We start from the raw sequence: 17,020 nt of genomic DNA on the forward strand, positions 1-17,020 counted from the left end.
TCGCTGGACCAAAAAACTTCCAAAACTTTCCTTCTGGAATAAAAATAGGTCGCTCACTCTTTGCCCCATTTCTTTTTCTTTTTCGGAAAAAATAATTTCTATGTATTGTTCTCACCCCAAAAATCAACATTGATTCACTCTTTTTGAGCTCATTATCAGCATCACAATTTTTTCTCTGATTATGATTAGTGTATTCGATGCTGTTGCCAATATCGGCATCACTCGAATCAAAAGTACTCAACGGATTTCTCTTCTCGAAGAACTCTATTCCTTCAGTGAGAAACTCACAATTGGCATCAAGGAATCTGGGACTATCGACTATGAAGAATACTGGTGACGAAAACGTGTCGGGCTCAGTAGTATCAACTGACACTATACCAATCCGACTCTCTTTGGAAATTATGGAAAATGATGAGTCGCTGCAACAGGAAGTGCCAACGACTTTTGAGAATGGCTCTATTATTGTGGAAGTGAAGATTCTTCTTTCATGGGGACGGGCGGATGTTCTAGTCCTGCATACAATTCTCACATAGATACCCTTGCAGCGAATACGGATTACACGAATTCCGTGCAACGATATGGTGAATATAAGCTCCAATTCACCGACTACAATGGAAATCGTGATAATGATAAAGGTGATGAAGATGGTGATGGAAGTGTAGTCGGTGATGATGACGATGTGAACCTCTGAAATGGTCCAGAGGTTATTAGTAATCCAATGTTAGAATTATATCTTATAGACAGTATTCGAAAACAAAGAACTCTCTTCCGAGTTGTGTACAAACAAGATTCCGAAGCACCTCTTGGCATGGGTTGCAGCCCTGAAGTGGGAAATTTTGCTGGATGTGTTGGGAATGTACAGATTCTCAAAATGAACGGAAAAGATATTGGTATGAATCATGATGGATCCGGAACAACACTCTGAACTTTCGATGGAAAAATCGACACTTGGGTCTGTGATCCCGACTGGAAATGTCCTGACGGAAAAACTCTCACCGGTGCATACGGTGTAGTTCCACTGAATAACGATAGTGATTGGGTAGATCTTTTCCCTGACTATATCAATGTGAAAAGTCTACGCTTCTATATTTATCCACTCAAAGATCCTTGGCTCTCATGGAAAGCAAATGATGATCTCATAACTCCAGGATTTATTAGTCCTTTTCTACATCCATATGTTCGTATGGAACTCACGCTGGGATTCGCATGGAAAAGACGATCCATCATCAAAAATGATGACCCAACCATCACTGTTTCTACCACTATAAACCTGGAAGATTATGGAAATGAATAGTAAATTTCTCAAAAACCGAAAAGGTTCTGCTCTCCTTATCGCACTTGTCGTACTTATTATTCTCATCATAATGAGTACGGTATTCATCGAGAGGCTGCTGTCTTTCTCGAAGTCAAGTGAAGGAGTCGAGAATTCAAATGTTGCATATTACCATGCACTTGGTTCTATCGAAAAGGCGCTTTTCACTGGATGAGTGGATAAATTCACCCCATGGAATATAGCAACTTCGGCTGTGTGAAACACAACAATTACTGGTAGCCTTCTCAAAGTCCTTACTGGTTCTACAACTATTCCTGTAACTGGATTTGGGAATAGTCCTTATGATTCCGATTGGAATATGGTTTCTCTCTGATCTCCAGTACAGCTCGTAGTACCAGATGGAATCGCATGGGATAGTGTGAATTTTTATTTTCGTATTCCAAAACTCGATTCAACTCAAACAAGTACTAATATAGATACTTCTCTTAGTAATTCTGGCGTGATTCTCTGGATGCTGACATCGACAGGAAATACTCTTTTTGCAAGTGGTGAAACGAGTATATTTCTCTGATCCGAAATCGATGGAATAGCGAAGAATATTTCTGGAAGGATAGGCATCACCAACGAAGGTATTTTCAAACTTTTTAGACAATTTTATACGAATGATCTCTGAATCAATGGGAATGATTGTGCTGGCTATCGATGTACTCTGAAACTCTCGATGATACGCCCTGTAACAATAATGGGAAATCCAAATACAATAATTCCATTTCTAGAATATAAAATTACTGGATTTAATAAAAGTGTGCCTCAGCAATATATGCATATTCAGGCAGATGGATATGCGTATGGCTTCATGCGGAGCCGAACGATTGAGCTTCCACAAATTACTACGAGCAACACGCTCGACTTCGCTGTTGTGCAATAACCGATAAACAAATTATGCAATTGATCCAAATCAACCATGCTTCTGATAGCGACCAAAGAGTAGATAAATTTCTCAAGAAATACCTTCCAAATGCTTCCCTCGGAAGCATTTATAAATGGCTTCGCACTGGAAAAATAAAAGTAAATAAGAAGAAAGTAGACCAAACATATCGTCTCGAAATAGATGACGAAATCCAACTCCATTTTCATGAGGAAGAAATGAAAATGATGCAACTGGAGGAAAAAAACGAAAAAAATATTTCCCCCATCACACTCGAAGTACTGTATGAAGATGAATTTCTGATGGTGATAAACAAACCAGCAGGAATCAATGTCCATCCTGGGGATCATAAAACCTCTGAAGTTTCTCTAATAGAACTCATCCATGATCAGCTAGATGGGCGATATGATAGCCTTTCTTTTCGTCCTTCTCTCGTTCATCGTATCGATCGTGATACGAGTGGTGCGATCCTAATAGCAAAAGAAAAAAAGACTCTCGAAATACTCCTATCTCTTCTCCAAACTGGAAAAATAGAAAAAATCTACCATGCGATCGTGATCGGAAAACCTCCGAAACCACGAAATACCATAACTGCAAAACTCGAACGCCGAGAGAATGCGAAAGATGAGGCAAAAGTAATCGTGAGTCCAAACGGACAAGAAGCAATAACCCATTACACAACTATCAAAGAAAATATTCACGAGAAATATAGTCTACTCGAATGTCGCATCGAAACGGGTCGAACACACCAAATTCGTGTTCATATGGCACATGAAGGAATGCCAATTCTCGGCGACAAAGCGTATGGAAACCTTCGAGAGAATAGCTTCGCGAAGAAAAATTATGGAATCGAGCGGCAGCTTCTTCATGCATATTCTCTCACTTTTTTGCATCCGATTCTTCAGAAAGCAATGCAGATAACTGCGCCGTATCCGAAAGACTTTCGTGACATAATATCGTAAGAGACAAATATCTTCCAATTCGTCAACTTCAAGTTTTTGTTTTTCGGGAAGAGATATGCTACGATACAGGAAATACCAATATACATTTCCTCTCATGCATACCGATCCATTTCTTGCTCTCGAAAAAAAACAGAAACAAAAAGGAATCTTCTCATCTCTTGGAAACACATTCCGTTTTCTTTTTTCTTATCTCTTGGTAACTGGCGGGGTATTCTTCTTACTCCTCGCGATTCTCAATTATAGTGCCTATTCGACACGTATATTCAACTATATCAACCCTGATGCACTTCTCGCCGCACGCGATCAAGTACAGAATATACTTTCTTCTTCTAGTATAGAAGTCCACGCATCGGAAGCGCTACAAACCGAAAAAGTAGAATCTCTCGAAAGTGTAACAGAAAAACTTCTTGATTCCAATCCTGAGATCGTCTACAAGGATTCTTATTCCGCACAAGAATTGCTCGCCAGTGTCAGCAATACAACGAAGAAAACGAGCTTCGCACTCGCGCCATACGAAAATCGAATTATTATTCCTCGAATCGGGAAAAATATTCCACTGGTTGATGTGCTTGTAGATTCACATCCTGATTACCAGGTCATGCATGAAACATTCATGGAAGAACTCAAGAAATGAGTCGTACGCTATCCTGGAACAGCAAAACCAGGAGAAATTGGAAATGTTTTTATTTTTGGACACTCCTCAAATTATCCATGGATTCAGAGTCAATACAACGATGTCTTCGCACTTCTCGACCAACTCCAGAATGGCGATGAAATCACAGTGTATTACTATCAGAAGAAATACACCTATCGTGTCACGGATCGTGCAACCGTAAAACCTGGAGATATCGAAGCGCTTCAGAATCGTGATCCCACAAAAAAAGAACTCTCACTTATGACTTGTTGGCCAGTTGGAACAACCCTCGAACGTTTGATTATATTTGCAGAACTTGTTGAAACACCATAATTTCTTTCTATGGATTCTACTACCCTCTTCCAGTACTCTCTCGATAACCTTTCCCTCTATTCTCCCAGTTTGATAGGAATTATTGTTGGAACTATTATTTTGCTCACACTCACAATCCTGATTCACTATATACTCCTCTATGGAGAGATTGTCCGGATACTGAGCATCGAAAGAAAACAATTCGAGAAAAAGAAACATATACTCTCTGATCTGATTCTCATGAAGGATATTCAGACGGAAATGGAAGCAGAAATCGAAAAAGCTATGCTTAAATCTACATTTCAATAATCTATAACAAAAAATCCTCCTAGATCCATTGTAGGAGGATTTTTATTATGAATTTTTTGGAACTTTGTAATATTCGAGCAAGTATTTCGCAATCTCAGAAAAAAGTGCCGATGATGTTGTCTCAGAATAGACAGAAGTACGTGGGCGATTCAGACTCACGATGAGCACGAATTTCGGATTATTCGCTGGAGCGAATCATCCATAAGAAGTGATAGTATGCCCCAGATCGGAATTCATGATACGGTTCTCATATCCTCATTTCATCGGAATTTGAGAAGTTCCTGTCTTTCCAGCAATGGTATATCCAGCAACTCATCCTTTTTTTGCGAAACCATTTTCTACACCATCTACTAACATAGCGACTACTTTCTTTGCTGTATCTTCCTTGATCACGCGACGAATTGGAGTCGGAATGGTATCTACCTTCTTTCCATCATTGTACTGGATAGATTCGACGATATATGGTTGCATATAGACACCTCCATTCGCGATCACAGAATATGCAGCTGCCATCTGAAGCATCGTCGCATTGATACCTTGACCGAACGACATAGTGAAGAACTGGGTTCGAGACCATTTCTCATATGGAGCAATCTGGGAATAATACTCTCCATCGAGCGTGATATTCGACTTCGCTCAGAATCCGAAATCACGAATATATTTATCGAAAAGTGATGGTCCAATCTTCTGGATAATATCAATCATACCAACGTTACATGACCAATCGAGCGCATGCAGATACGTATGTCGGCCAGTACATTGGCTCGCCAAATTACTAATCTTGGTTGTTCCTCATCCATAATCAAGCTCAACATATCATTTATCATAATAGGTATCATCTGGATTTATTTCTCCTGTATCAATACCGATAGCTGTCGTGATTGCCTTGAATACAGAACCTGGTTCATAGAGGGCAGTAATAACATCATTCACATATACTCCAGCACCGTATTTATTTTTATACATATATTTTGGAATTGCTGGACTCTCTATCTCTATATCAGTCGCTTGCCTGAGGTTCAATCTTTTGCCATCAACATTCGCGAAAAATGCACCACTTGAAGTATCGATAACATAGAGATTTGTACCAAAAAGATCAAAACTCGGATTCGGATATTTCATGTAATCTACTCGTTCCATCTCATATACATCCGTGAAGTTATTTGCATCATAGTCAGGATAATTCGCCATAGCAATGATTGCTCCTGTTTTTGGATTCATGACGATCACACTTCCCTTATTCGCACGATATTCTTCGACTGATTTTTGGAGCATAGCAGAAATCTGTTTTTGAATATTGCGATCAATTGTCAGATTCACATCAGCACCATTTTTGAGTGTGATGAAATCTTTTGAGACATATCCGCCAATCGGACGACCTGAACTATCTTTCGTCACAACTTGTGTCGGACTCTCTGATTGCAAAAGTTCATCGAAATATCACTCAACTCCATATTTCCCATTCCCTTCCCCATCGACGAAACCCGTAATCTGACTTGCAATATTTTGTTCTGGATAATATCGTACGAGATTATCTTCTATCTTGAGAAAATCATAAATAGAATCCTCCTTTTTTAATTGTTTACTATTGATAGCTAGTTTTTCGGCATCCATTCTCTTGGTGATCGCATCACGAGTAGTCACACTCATCTTTCTGATAATTTCCAGATGTCGCTTTTTTCGTATTTCGAATTTTGGGAGCAATTCTTCTTGTGTTTTTCCGAGTGCAAGAGAAAGTCGGGCTACCAATTCTGCTTTATTTTGGACTTTTGTTGGATTGAGATAGAGATTATTGGAGACAAAATAGAGTGCAGAATCTTGCCAATCATCTATTTTCTGAATCACATCTTCCGCCAGAGTATCGGCTACGCTGACACTTTCGATTGGTGCATCCATTTTAGTGAGAAGATAGAGACGGATTTTCTCCTTCATCTCTGTCACGGTCATATCAGCACGAGTCGAAAAATCTTCTCGTAGATATGAACTCATATTCGAGAGACACTCCGAAGTGTTTCGGCAAAACTCGTCGAATACTACATCGGTCAAAAACGAAAGTAGCTTGTCTCGAGAACCCGACTGGGATGGGTCTATAGCGAGATTTCCGAGATTGGTCGATACTGCCAATGCACCATGCAATGAATCATCAGAAGAAAAAATCGATCCACGAGACGCAGGATTTCTGAGTATCATTGTTTGCTGATCTTTCGCTTTCTGTGCATAGAATGCATGATGAATGACTGTGAAACTAAACGCAGTAAAGAGAAGGAGCAGTATATATGCAATTGCAATATACCAAATAATCCCAATCCTATCGAGTGAACGAAAATAACGATAGAGAAAATTGATCAGATGTTCAAGGGAAAATTTCATAGAAGATTGGTCTTATTTTTGCATCTGGGGGAAACTATTGTGGAAAAATCTGGAAATCACGAAATTTCGCAAAAAGCTCAAGCGTCGGAGTAGAAGTGATAATCGTGATGTGAAATTGTCACTGATCAGCAAGGATACGAAGAATATCGAGATTCCGAATACGATGAGGATATTGATAATCCTCATCTCAGAATGCGTCTTCTATATAGTAAATCTGCTGGTACTGCGCGAGATTATAATAAAGAAGTCTCCGAGTTCAAACTATTATTTTCTCTTTTCAACCATATATATTCATCCACTGTTTTGCCTTGTGAACTGGTGTCGAATCCGTGAGAACTCGTGAGGAAATCGGAAGCATATCTCATACAAGCGAAAAGAGAAAAAAGTCGTCAGGAAAAAGAAATGCACTTCCCGATTGGAAGTATTTCTCGATATCTGAAGTGGAAAAAGCATGACTCGTATAATGGTGAATCTGATATTTTCGTCGTATTTCAGAAGGTTCTGGAATCGCAGTATTTGTTTCGATTATATAGTTTTTCTTATCCAGACGACTCAGGAGTGGTACTGGTAGAAAGATACGAAGCACCTTGTGAAGGGGTATGAAGTATTGTCGAGCTATAGCAAGAATCATGGAAATCTGATATTCCTCCAAGAGCGGGATACTCGCAATCACTGATATCACTGGTCGCAATGATCCAATATCTGTCGATACAGGAACTTCCTCGAGAATCTCAGACACAATTCCTTGTTCGATATTATTTCCAAAAGGAATCTCCACAAGACACCCAACTTGTATCTGTTCTTGCCAGTCTGAGTGGACAAAATACGTGAAAGGTTCGAGAGAAATCGTGTGCGAGAATGGAATAACAGAAATATACATAAAAAAATCCCCCGGATTATACGGGAGATAGGAAGAAATACAACTTAGAGTCCAAGAGACTTCTTGAGGTCTTCAGCTTTTTGTGCATCTTCGTTGGCTTTTGCATTTGCTTTTTCTTCTTCGGTATAGATATCCTTGAGTTGTTCCCATTCATTCTGAGCTTTGATAACGAGACCCTTGATAATCTCCCCTTCTGTTGGCATGAGCTTGCGAAATTCGACACGCTCATCTTCGAATACCTTGACCAGCTCATCAACTTGGAACTGAGAAAGCGTCGGAATCGCATCGATGACACGTTTCTTCTCGAAAGTTGAAAGTGAGAGGGAATGTTCGAGAAGATCCATGAAAGCTTGTTCTGCGAATGTCGTGAGTGGATGAACAAGAAATCGCTGGAAAATCGTATCATTCGAAGTCTTCGGACGTGGCGGAGGTGGTGGTGGAACTGGGGCTTGTCCGCCAGCTGGAGGTACTGGAGGATTTGTTTCTGCAGGAACACCAGCTGTATCGTCAGTAGGAGTAGTCATAGAGAAAAATTATGCGCGTATTATACAGGGTTTTTTGGATTTTCAAACTTTTTGTTAGGTGCGGAACTTTCGTGCTTCGACAAAAGCAACAACTTCCTGCCAAAGAGTATCAGAAATATCAGCATTGTTCCAAACAACTTCTACATCTTCATCTTCACCGAATTCCTCAAGCATCTTGTAGATTTTGAGTGCGTTGTCGAAATCTGTTACCTCGATGAAATTCTTCGCAACATATCCAATTCCAGCAGAAAGAATCTCATATCCAGCATCCAGAAGAGCTTTCTTCACATGAATCAAATCCGCCTTATCAGTGACAATTTCGATTGTTTCACTTTCTATATGGTAATCTTCCGCATCAGTGTCGAGAATCGTGAGTTCGAATGCATCGATATCATCGAGTTTCTGAAGAATAATCTGTCCCTTGTAGTCGAACATGAAGTTCGAGACGGAACCAGTCTCCCCCATATTTCCTCAAAATGCAGAAAAAATATGACGGATATTCGGGGCAGTACGATTGCGATTGTCAGTAAGCGCACGAACAATAATCGCCACTCCACCAGGTGCATATCATTCATAAAAAATTTCCTCCACTTTTGCTCCTTCTTTATCGAGTCAGGCACCGCGCTTGATGGCACGATCAATCACATCTGCGGTCACTCCGTCTTTTTTGGCTGTGTGAATCGCATCTGCGAGAGCATTGTTCTGCGTCGGATCTGCACCACGCTCAGCCGCAAGAGTGATGAGTTTCGCATGAAGTGTATTTATTTTTGCCTTTGCTTTAGCATTTTTATCTTTCTGAGCCTGGACTGTTGGTCAGCGTCACATAGTATCTCGAATAAGGGATAAAACGTGAGGAACTATATGAAAAAAAAGGGAAAGCGCAAGTAGATACGATCATATATCTAATTATCGAAGTTCTTTCCATCAATATGATGGATTTGCCATGCTTAATGTAATATTTGATCATGTGAGTTTATAGGTGCTTCCTGGTGGAACAATAGCATTTACTCATCAATTATAGGCATTGGTTGTATAATGATCAACTATCATGTCATCAACATACAAACTGGCGTCTGATGATCCACTTACTGGAGCAGCAACAACTATATTCACAAAAATTGGTTTAGAAGTAGTATTTGTATAAGTAGTATTCATGGTTCTACTTAAAGTTACATCTTGCCATGTTTGTTCGTATCATACTCCCCCAGCTGAACTCGAGAGAGTAGCAACCTTTCCGTTCAGATCATTCAGATTATTGATAATCTTTTGGACTAAGGTCTGTGTCACTGGCTGTCCAGCTTCTCATTCGCTAGAGTCAATGCTCAACCAAGCTGCGTATCCAGCTCCGAGAAAAATAACAATAGCGAAAAATATAGAAACCTGAAAAAAGACAGATTTTATAGCTCGCAAAAAAAATGAAGAAGATCTTGTTCCGTTCTCGGAACCCTGGCGAGAAACTGACATACTAATAAAATTGTTATAAAAATAGTAATTCTTCTTGATTGTAAGAGTTTTTCTATATTTGCAAATTTTTTATCGCTTCTGTATCCAGTAGACCCACTCCTGATTCCCTGCCTCACCAACAAGCGTCGACTTCTCTTTTTGCAATATTTCGCATCAAGTATCATGTACACATTTCTCGAACCGATTCATAGCATCCTGTACAGATTTCTCATCTTTCGGCACTCCCGTTTTTCTGAGATGTTCCTTCCCGACTTCGAACTGGGGTTTGAAGAGAAGGATAATATCTGTCTCTCTGTCAGCAAAAGAGCAAATACTCGAAAATAATTCAATCAGTGAAATAAATGATGCATCACAGACAATAATTCCATAACTATTCATTGAGGTAAAGTCTCGAATATCAGTTTCTTCATAACTCGTGACTCTTGCATCATTTCGGATCGTCTCATGAAGTTGATTGGTTCAGACATCCACTGCATCCACATGTGCTGCATTATATTCAAGCAAAACCTGCGTAAATCCTCCCGTCGAAGCACCAACATCGAGACAAGTACTTCCTGATACTTTTTGCAGAAGTTTCTCATTGTCTGACTTTTCGAGAAAACCGATGAGTTTCTCTGCGCTTCGCGATACCCAATGAACGCGGCGATCTTCTTCGATATCTATCACATCATTTTCTGTGACTTCGAATGAAGTCTTCGTGATACTCTTTCCATTCACAGAAATAAGCCCAAGAGCAATCAGTTGCTGAGCTTTGTTTCTTGTAAAAGAATATCTTTCTGCTAGTGCTACATCGAGTCTCATAACCATTCATTTATAGAACTCTCAACCTTCGAGAAAACTTCCGTAGCAAGAACTTCTTTCTCGTCTTTCTGGAACTGCGAAAGCACCCAATCACTCACACTATACCGCTCATCACGACCGATCCCAATCTTGATACGAGCAAATTCATCTGTCCCAAGTTGCTCGATAATACTGCGAAGTCCATTCTGTCCGCCATGACTCCCCTTCGCACGAAACCGAACTTTCCCAAATTCCATATCAATATCATCCGAGATGACGAGAATATCTGTTTTTGGATTGAGCTTATAGAAATTCACCAAGCTCGCAACACCCTGTCCCGAGAGATTCATGAAGGTTGTGGGTTTTAGGAGAAAAGCTTTCTCCTGACCGAGCATCCCTGTTGCAATTACTCAATGAAATTTCGAATCCTGCCAATCGTCGAAACCGAAAGATGTCCGAATCTGGTCTACCATAAAAAATCCGACATTGTGTCGAGTATTCACATATTCCTTCCCTGGATTTCCTAGACCAACAATACATTTCATAGGAAGAAAGATACGAAAAAAATGGAAGAAATCAATAATTTCCCGAGAAATGGAACGGAACTTCTTTCTAGAAATACTTATTATAAATACATATATAAAATCGACCATACAAAATCTTTGACCATTCTATCGGAAACATGATAGAATACCTATGTAATATTTTCATTATGAAAAAAATTCTTCTTTACATCGTGGCATTCTTTTTGTTCTCATTTTGCAATGTCCATGCAGCGGAAAATAATCATCGAGGATTTCGCGATGCATTTTTCGCATTCAATACTGAAATCGAGAAAGTAATCGTAAGTGCTGGAGATTGTGCCATAATAACAGAAATGCCAAGTGCTGGAGATAGGCTTCGAGCTTCTATTTCTCGAAAAGGATTCACTTGGACGAATCCAATTCACTTCACTCAACCATAATTTCTTTTTTCTATGGAAGCCTCAAAATTCCTCCTGCTTGTTGATGATGTGATCAAGAATGATATTTCTGATCTGCATATCACGCCTCAGGACTATCCATATATCCGAAATGCTATCGGAGAAATTGTTCCCGTGGAAGCTTTCTGAAAGCTCAACGACGAGGATATTGCGACTATTTGTACCATTTTTCTTGGACGTCCGTTCACCGAAAGAACTCTGGATGTTTCCTATGAACGAACTGGAACTCGTTTTCGTGTCAATATTTCTCAAGTATTGAAAGGTGTCTGCATCTCCATGCGTACGATTCCTTCTGTGATCCCAAAACCAGAAGATATTCTCCTCACGAAAGAACTCCTCAATCTCACACAAGTGGAGAAATGAATCATCCTCGTCACTGGCCCAACTGGAAGCGGAAAAACGACGACAATGGCAGCCATGATCGAACACATCAATCAGACAAGTTCTCGTCACATCATCACACTCGAAGATCCAGTGGAATTCGTCTATGAGAACAAAAAATCACTCATCCACCAACGAGAACTCGGGAAACAATTCGATAGTTTCGCGGAAGGAATTCGTGGAATTCTCCGTGAAGATCCGGATGTGATTGTCGTCGGTGAAATGCGTGATCTAGCCACCATAGAAACCGCAATCACTCTCGCAGAAACAGGGCATCTCGTATTCTCGACGCTCCATACGAATGATACTATCCAGACAATAGACCGAATTATTCAATCATTTCCTGCGGCTTCCCAGAACCAGATCCGCATGCAACTCTGACTCGCGCTGACGGGCGTTATTTCTCAGATGCTTCTGCCGAGAGCTGACCAATCTGGACGCGTCGTCGCTCGTGAGATTATGCTCAATAATGATTCCGTTCGAAATCTCATCATTCGTGGTGAAACACAACACATGTATTCTATTCTCGAAATATCGAAAAAAGATGGAATGATGCTCATGGATGATGCGATTCTCACGCACTACAGAAATGGGCTCGTCTCACGTCATACTATCGAGTGATTCATTCGCGATCGTGACCGAATCAATCTGTTGAACGAAGAAAATATCTAATCGATTTCATGCTAAAAAAATCCCTCTATACATCCCTTCTCACACAATGTGCCAAAAATAATATCCCTAAAAAAGAATACCATTCGGGGGATATTGTCGTGGATCATGAGACGAATCATTTTCTCTATCTTTTTGGGGATGGATGGTATACGGCATTTTCTGAGAGTCCTTTTGGAACAATCCATGAAGTGGGAGAAATCGATGCGCCGAGCACACTCGGGGAAGGTGTCTTTTTCTGATCCTACCAAAAACCGATAAAAGTCATCGCGAAATCCGAATGATATGCGTATCTTCTGGATGAGAAAAATATCGAGAAAATGACAAATTCGTATCCAGATTTTCGTGAGAATCTCATGCGAGCGTGTCTTGCCACTGCGAATGAGCGTATCCGAGAAGCAAATATCGAACGTACCCTTGACTATACCCTCATCGATACGATTGAGTCTGACACGACGAGAAGTATTCCAAAAATGCTCAAAATTCTCCAGGACACTTTTTCTCTTCCTGAAGTACTCTGGATCGAACGACACGAAATCCTCGAAAATGTCTATTCTCTCCGCTATCGTTCGACTCTCGGTATTGTGCCTGTGAATGAACGTATCGATATGGAACATTATGAACAAGAATCATATTTTCACGAGACAGATTTTCTCGGAACGAAACACGCGCATATTTTTCGACTCACATCTCGTGAGAATAATTATGGATTCCTCGTATACGCTTCGGAATCTCCACGAATTGCCGGATATATAAAAAGAATCACTGCGGATATCATCCCAAATTGTATCCGAATCATCGAAGAAAACTGGAAAAAATAGAATCCAATAATTCCTCTGTACACAATGCATTTGTCAATGAAAATACCTTCCCGATTTGGAAGGTATTTTTGGATATGGAAGCGGAAAATGCTATGCTAAATATATGAAATTCCTGAAGAGATACATCTCGTTTCTTATTCTTTGTATTTTGATTTTTTCTTCGATCGAGAAATCTCTTTTTGCGGACGAAACCGTCGTACTCCATTCACTCGATGAACTTCCGAGTTCGTATATGGACAATGCTCTGGTGTCAGCGCATGTGGATGAGAAAGAGGAAATTACAACTTCTATCATGTCTCTCGTACAAGAAAGATCAGATTACCGTTTTTTCAATACAAAAACAACACGAACTCATCTTGACGCTCCTGATACAAGATTGCAGAATTTTTCTGTACGGAAAACAGAGCAAATAGAGAACACGCTCGATGGCATGGAAAAAAATCCCATCAAAACCAATATACAAATAGGAACTATAATTCGTGAAAAAAACAAAACCGCCATCAACCCTAGCACTATCGGTATCCATGAAGTTTCTCCGACAAATAGGAAAAAAGCTGTGGAACAACTAGAAAAAGAAATGGAAAAAAGAAAAAGAGGTTTCCAAGTCAATGCTGGAACAGTGGACCCGATCACATTCGAATTCGGTATTGAAGGGCAACATTTGATTTTCTCAAAACCTGTTGCCATCAGTGTAGATACACCGAATATGACAGATGGTATCGTTGTTGATATTCTCGTTCTTCATGCGGGAGATAATGACTACAATACAAGCGGACTGACGACTGATCCAAACGCCACTTGTAATCCTGATGGAACCACTTCAAGGCCTATAAATACTGGAGTGGTACGATGAGGAAAAGTAACATTCTATACTTGTGGTGCATCGAGTTTCACCATCAATCCGACTGGATGAGTCAGTGGATCCAATGATCTCAAGCTCATCATCGGTGACTGTGGACAGTTTCAACTCTACTATGATGGGAACAACAACATCTATGGTTCTACGCTCAATCCTCCTAGTAGTGGATGTAGTAGTGCTCTTGACAGCTGGTTCGCTCTCCGAATTGGTACTACTACTTATTGGAGCGAGTCGAATAACTGGACGACGAAATCCACCGTCTGAAGTCAATCATGAAATACATATAATGGAACTACAACTCTATCAAGAACAGTGAGTGGGAAAATATATGAACTTATCTTGAATTGGGAATACATAGCTCCGAATAAATATTTCACAATTGATTGGGAAGTGAATATTCCATCTGGAAATTCTAGAAATGTTATTTTCTATATCGGAAATGATTCGATGGTATGAGGAAATGATGCAAATGATGTTGGATATTCTGGATCTCTTCCCTCTCGCACTATTTGAGTATATGATAATGTACTCGATCAAATGTCTGCCATACGATACCTCTCAGGAATCACATGGACAGCAGCGGAAGTATGACCGTATGGAACTATTAGGAATCGTATCTCTGGAGGACGGAATTTTGCAGATACTATCCAAACTACTTCCGGAGATCTCGGATTCTGAGTGAATTGGAATTTCGGATCGACACCAGGTGCATACACAGGAAAAATCGCATGGAGAGTAGTGCCATATACGCAAGAAAATATTCCTGATGTGATATCTGGTATCGGTCAACCAACTCCAGAACTCCAAGTATGACAAATTTCGACTATTCCGATCACAGTGACAAATGTGGGAAATACGAGTTCTACTGGCATACACACAGTTGTCATGACTATTCCTGATAATATTTTGTGACCTCTGAGCACATTCTCGAATAATGGATGGTCATGTGGTGTGCAGATAGGCTCAGAAGTCACATGTACGAAAAATATGACTCTCAATTTATTGGGGAATGATACTGTCAATATTCCTGTGAATCCCCAAATAGCAGCAAGTAACACTACAGCCCGATTCTTGGCAACTGTCAGTAATGCAAGTGAGAGTGACACAAGCAATAATGGATCCTATGTAGACCTTCAAGTCAGTGTTGCTCCTCCTCCTGTCGATACAACCGCCCCAACTATGCTTGGGACCAATGTGTCAGATGGATCACTGATTCCGAGTGGGAATTTCATTTTCTCGTTCTCGTATTTCGATGATGGTTCCAATATCGATATTACCACACCAACGACAAAAATATATTCCTGGAATGCCGGAACTTCTACATGGAATACGAGTGATCTTGCTCCAACATATGCGACGACACTCTGAGTTACTACACACACTGGAACTTTCCAGATACAGAATCTCCCTTTCGGAAAATACCGATTCGACCTCACCGTGAAGGACAACAATGGAAATACGAGTAATCAAAGTGTGACACTTTTTGTCGATGCAGTGGAATGGACCATCAGTGCTCCAACGTATGACATCGGAGGACAACAGACAGATATCACGGGATTCGGAAGTGGCGAACTCCTTATCACCGTGAAAACTGTTGGTGCTGGATTCGATCTCACGATGCAGCGAACCCAGGATCTCACGATGGAAAATGGAACAATCAGTGTCTGGAATGAAACAAATGGATGGTGATATGATCTCTACAATATGAACTATTCAGGAAATCTCACAGCACATGGAACATCCCAAACACTCGCGAGTGTCTCGAAAAGCATCAATCAATCATGACAAAAAAATACGTATATATATCGGGTGAAATATGGAATGAAAGCGAGTATCATGAGCTCGCCTGGAGATTACCTTGGGAAGCTTCAATTTGGGATTAATCTAAACTACTAAACATAAAAAATACGCTAGTCAATATATTTTCTCATTTCTTTTCGAAATTTAATATTTCTGTAATAATTGGTTTATAAAATGGGTTCGTCGAAAGATTGTTTTCGACATTATCTTGCAAGATAAAAATCCTATTTTTTTACTCAATTTTTCTTTGGCTCTTGCCTAGAAGAAAGTAATTCCTATTAATTTTGTGATTTGAGCTGATTTATGAGACCCCAACAATGGAGTAAATGTTATAGTTGGCACCCATCTTACAAGCATAGTAACCGTTCCAATTAAATAACTTTTATTACCTACTTTCATTATGTATAAATTATTAGTAATCTGTTTTCTTATTCTCCTCCCTTTTTCTCTATTGAAAAGCATTTCCACTCATGCTGAAGTTATTTGAAACGGTCCATATCCATGATGTCTGGAGAAGCTTGCATCAAATCCTACAGTTCCTGACTTCAAGAATTTCTATCATGATTGGATTGATTCAGGAACATTTAGTGGTTCATTAAAATCCGCAGAAGAATGGCTCTGTACCTTTTATGTAATGGGGGGTTCACCAATGTTTTGAGATATACAGATAACTCAGGTGATTCCTGTATATTTCCCACTTAAAAATCATCCACAGATATATCAATTTGTTTATACTGGACAAGAATATGCTACACGTAATGTTTTTAAGACGTGAGCATGATTATTTTGGTGAGTATCTGCTTATTCTAATTTCTATGAGATGAGATGAGCTCGTTGGTTTGTAGGTGGTGCACTTTGATGAATTAACCCTGATGCCTACCTCACTTCCCAGAAAGAACCCTTCGCCTCCGCCCCGATGCTCCAAATGTACTATTATCTCGGGCAACCTCTCCTCGTTGCTCGTAGTAGCACAGGAATAGTGACTGATGTTTTCTTCCAGTGAAGAACCATCGCGAATCCTATGGAACGCGCGAAGAAGTATCTCGGGAAGAAATGGTATAGTCCATAATTG

The 17,020-nt window shown here is 40.0% G+C and carries 17 protein-coding genes; 10 read left to right on the forward strand and 7 right to left on the reverse strand.

The features are described from left to right. Nucleotides 1-100 precede the first annotated feature (100 nt). From PHY14_02345 to PHY14_02365, 5 genes are all read left to right on the forward strand, one after another. On the forward strand, nucleotides 101-1,294 hold the full coding sequence (locus PHY14_02345) for a prepilin-type N-terminal cleavage/methylation domain-containing protein (protein ID MDD2693747.1): 1,194 nt from the start codon (nucleotides 101-103) through the stop codon (nucleotides 1,292-1,294). Further along, the gene (locus PHY14_02350) at nucleotides 1,281-2,201 is read left to right on the forward strand and encodes a hypothetical protein (protein MDD2693748.1); all 921 of its coding nucleotides are present in this window, start codon (nucleotides 1,281-1,283) and stop codon (nucleotides 2,199-2,201) included. Before PHY14_02345 ends, PHY14_02350 begins: the two co-directional genes overlap by 14 nt. Nucleotides 2,202-2,215: 14 nt before the next feature. Further along, a complete protein-coding gene (locus PHY14_02355; GenBank protein MDD2693749.1) occupies nucleotides 2,216-3,163 on the forward strand; it encodes an RluA family pseudouridine synthase in 948 nt (315 codons plus the stop codon). A gap of 94 nt (nucleotides 3,164-3,257) precedes the next feature. Beyond that, nucleotides 3,258-4,130 (forward strand): class E sortase, encoded by an 873-nt coding sequence (locus tag PHY14_02360; protein ID MDD2693750.1) that lies wholly within the window; start codon nucleotides 3,258-3,260, stop codon nucleotides 4,128-4,130. 9 nt (nucleotides 4,131-4,139) lie between these two features. Beyond that, complete coding sequence (locus PHY14_02365; GenBank protein MDD2693751.1) at nucleotides 4,140-4,418, forward strand: hypothetical protein; 279 nt, start codon at nucleotides 4,140-4,142, stop codon at nucleotides 4,416-4,418. A gap of 45 nt (nucleotides 4,419-4,463) precedes the next feature. Here the strand turns inward: PHY14_02365 and PHY14_02370 are convergent, their stop codons facing one another. From PHY14_02370 to pth, 7 genes are all read right to left on the reverse strand, one after another. Continuing rightward, nucleotides 4,464-6,788: a penicillin-binding protein 2 gene (locus PHY14_02370; protein ID MDD2693752.1), complete on the reverse strand. Its 2,325-nt coding sequence runs from the start codon at nucleotides 6,786-6,788 to the stop codon at nucleotides 4,464-4,466. Nucleotides 6,789-6,822: 34 nt separating this feature from the next. Continuing rightward, nucleotides 6,823-7,668, reverse strand: coding sequence for a hypothetical protein (locus PHY14_02375; GenBank protein MDD2693753.1), 846 nt, complete (start codon nucleotides 7,666-7,668; stop codon nucleotides 6,823-6,825). Between the two features lie 44 nt (nucleotides 7,669-7,712). Then, entirely contained in the window at nucleotides 7,713-8,192 is a 480-nt protein-coding gene (locus PHY14_02380; protein ID MDD2693754.1) for a hypothetical protein, read from the reverse strand. 54 nt (nucleotides 8,193-8,246) lie between these two features. Further along, the gene (locus PHY14_02385; protein MDD2693755.1) at nucleotides 8,247-9,017 is read right to left on the reverse strand and encodes a YebC/PmpR family DNA-binding transcriptional regulator; all 771 of its coding nucleotides are present in this window, start codon (nucleotides 9,015-9,017) and stop codon (nucleotides 8,247-8,249) included. 81 nt (nucleotides 9,018-9,098) lie between these two features. Continuing rightward, on the reverse strand, nucleotides 9,099-9,656 hold the full coding sequence (locus PHY14_02390) for a hypothetical protein (protein MDD2693756.1): 558 nt from the start codon (nucleotides 9,654-9,656) through the stop codon (nucleotides 9,099-9,101). A gap of 69 nt (nucleotides 9,657-9,725) precedes the next feature. Further along, on the reverse strand, nucleotides 9,726-10,457 hold the full coding sequence (locus PHY14_02395) for a TlyA family RNA methyltransferase (protein ID MDD2693757.1): 732 nt from the start codon (nucleotides 10,455-10,457) through the stop codon (nucleotides 9,726-9,728). Beyond that, on the reverse strand, nucleotides 10,442-10,981 hold the full coding sequence (gene pth, locus PHY14_02400) for an aminoacyl-tRNA hydrolase (GenBank protein MDD2693758.1): 540 nt from the start codon (nucleotides 10,979-10,981) through the stop codon (nucleotides 10,442-10,444). The genes PHY14_02395 and pth overlap by 16 nt, the downstream gene beginning before the upstream one ends. Nucleotides 10,982-11,148: 167 nt before the next feature. Here pth and PHY14_02405 point away from each other — a divergent pair, with 167 nt between their 5' ends. From PHY14_02405 to PHY14_02425, 5 genes are all read left to right on the forward strand, one after another. Beyond that, on the forward strand, nucleotides 11,149-11,400 hold the full coding sequence (locus tag PHY14_02405) for a hypothetical protein (protein MDD2693759.1): 252 nt from the start codon (nucleotides 11,149-11,151) through the stop codon (nucleotides 11,398-11,400). 12 nt (nucleotides 11,401-11,412) lie between these two features. Beyond that, nucleotides 11,413-12,471: a PilT/PilU family type 4a pilus ATPase gene (locus PHY14_02410; GenBank protein ID MDD2693760.1), complete on the forward strand. Its 1,059-nt coding sequence runs from the start codon at nucleotides 11,413-11,415 to the stop codon at nucleotides 12,469-12,471. An 8-nt stretch (nucleotides 12,472-12,479) separates the two neighbouring features. After that, a complete protein-coding gene (locus tag PHY14_02415; protein MDD2693761.1) occupies nucleotides 12,480-13,289 on the forward strand; it encodes a hypothetical protein in 810 nt (269 codons plus the stop codon). Nucleotides 13,290-13,437: 148 nt separating this feature from the next. Continuing rightward, nucleotides 13,438-16,044, forward strand: a complete 2,607-nt coding sequence (locus PHY14_02420) for a hypothetical protein (GenBank protein MDD2693762.1) — start codon at nucleotides 13,438-13,440, stop codon at nucleotides 16,042-16,044. 355 nt (nucleotides 16,045-16,399) lie between these two features. Next, entirely contained in the window at nucleotides 16,400-17,017 is a 618-nt protein-coding gene (locus tag PHY14_02425) for a hypothetical protein (protein ID MDD2693763.1), read from the forward strand. The last annotated feature ends 3 nt before the right edge of the window (nucleotides 17,018-17,020 follow it).

The sequence above is a fragment of the Candidatus Gracilibacteria bacterium genome (assembly GCA_028687475.1).
GTDB lineage: Bacteria > Patescibacteriota > Gracilibacteria > BD1-5 > UBA2023 > STC-74.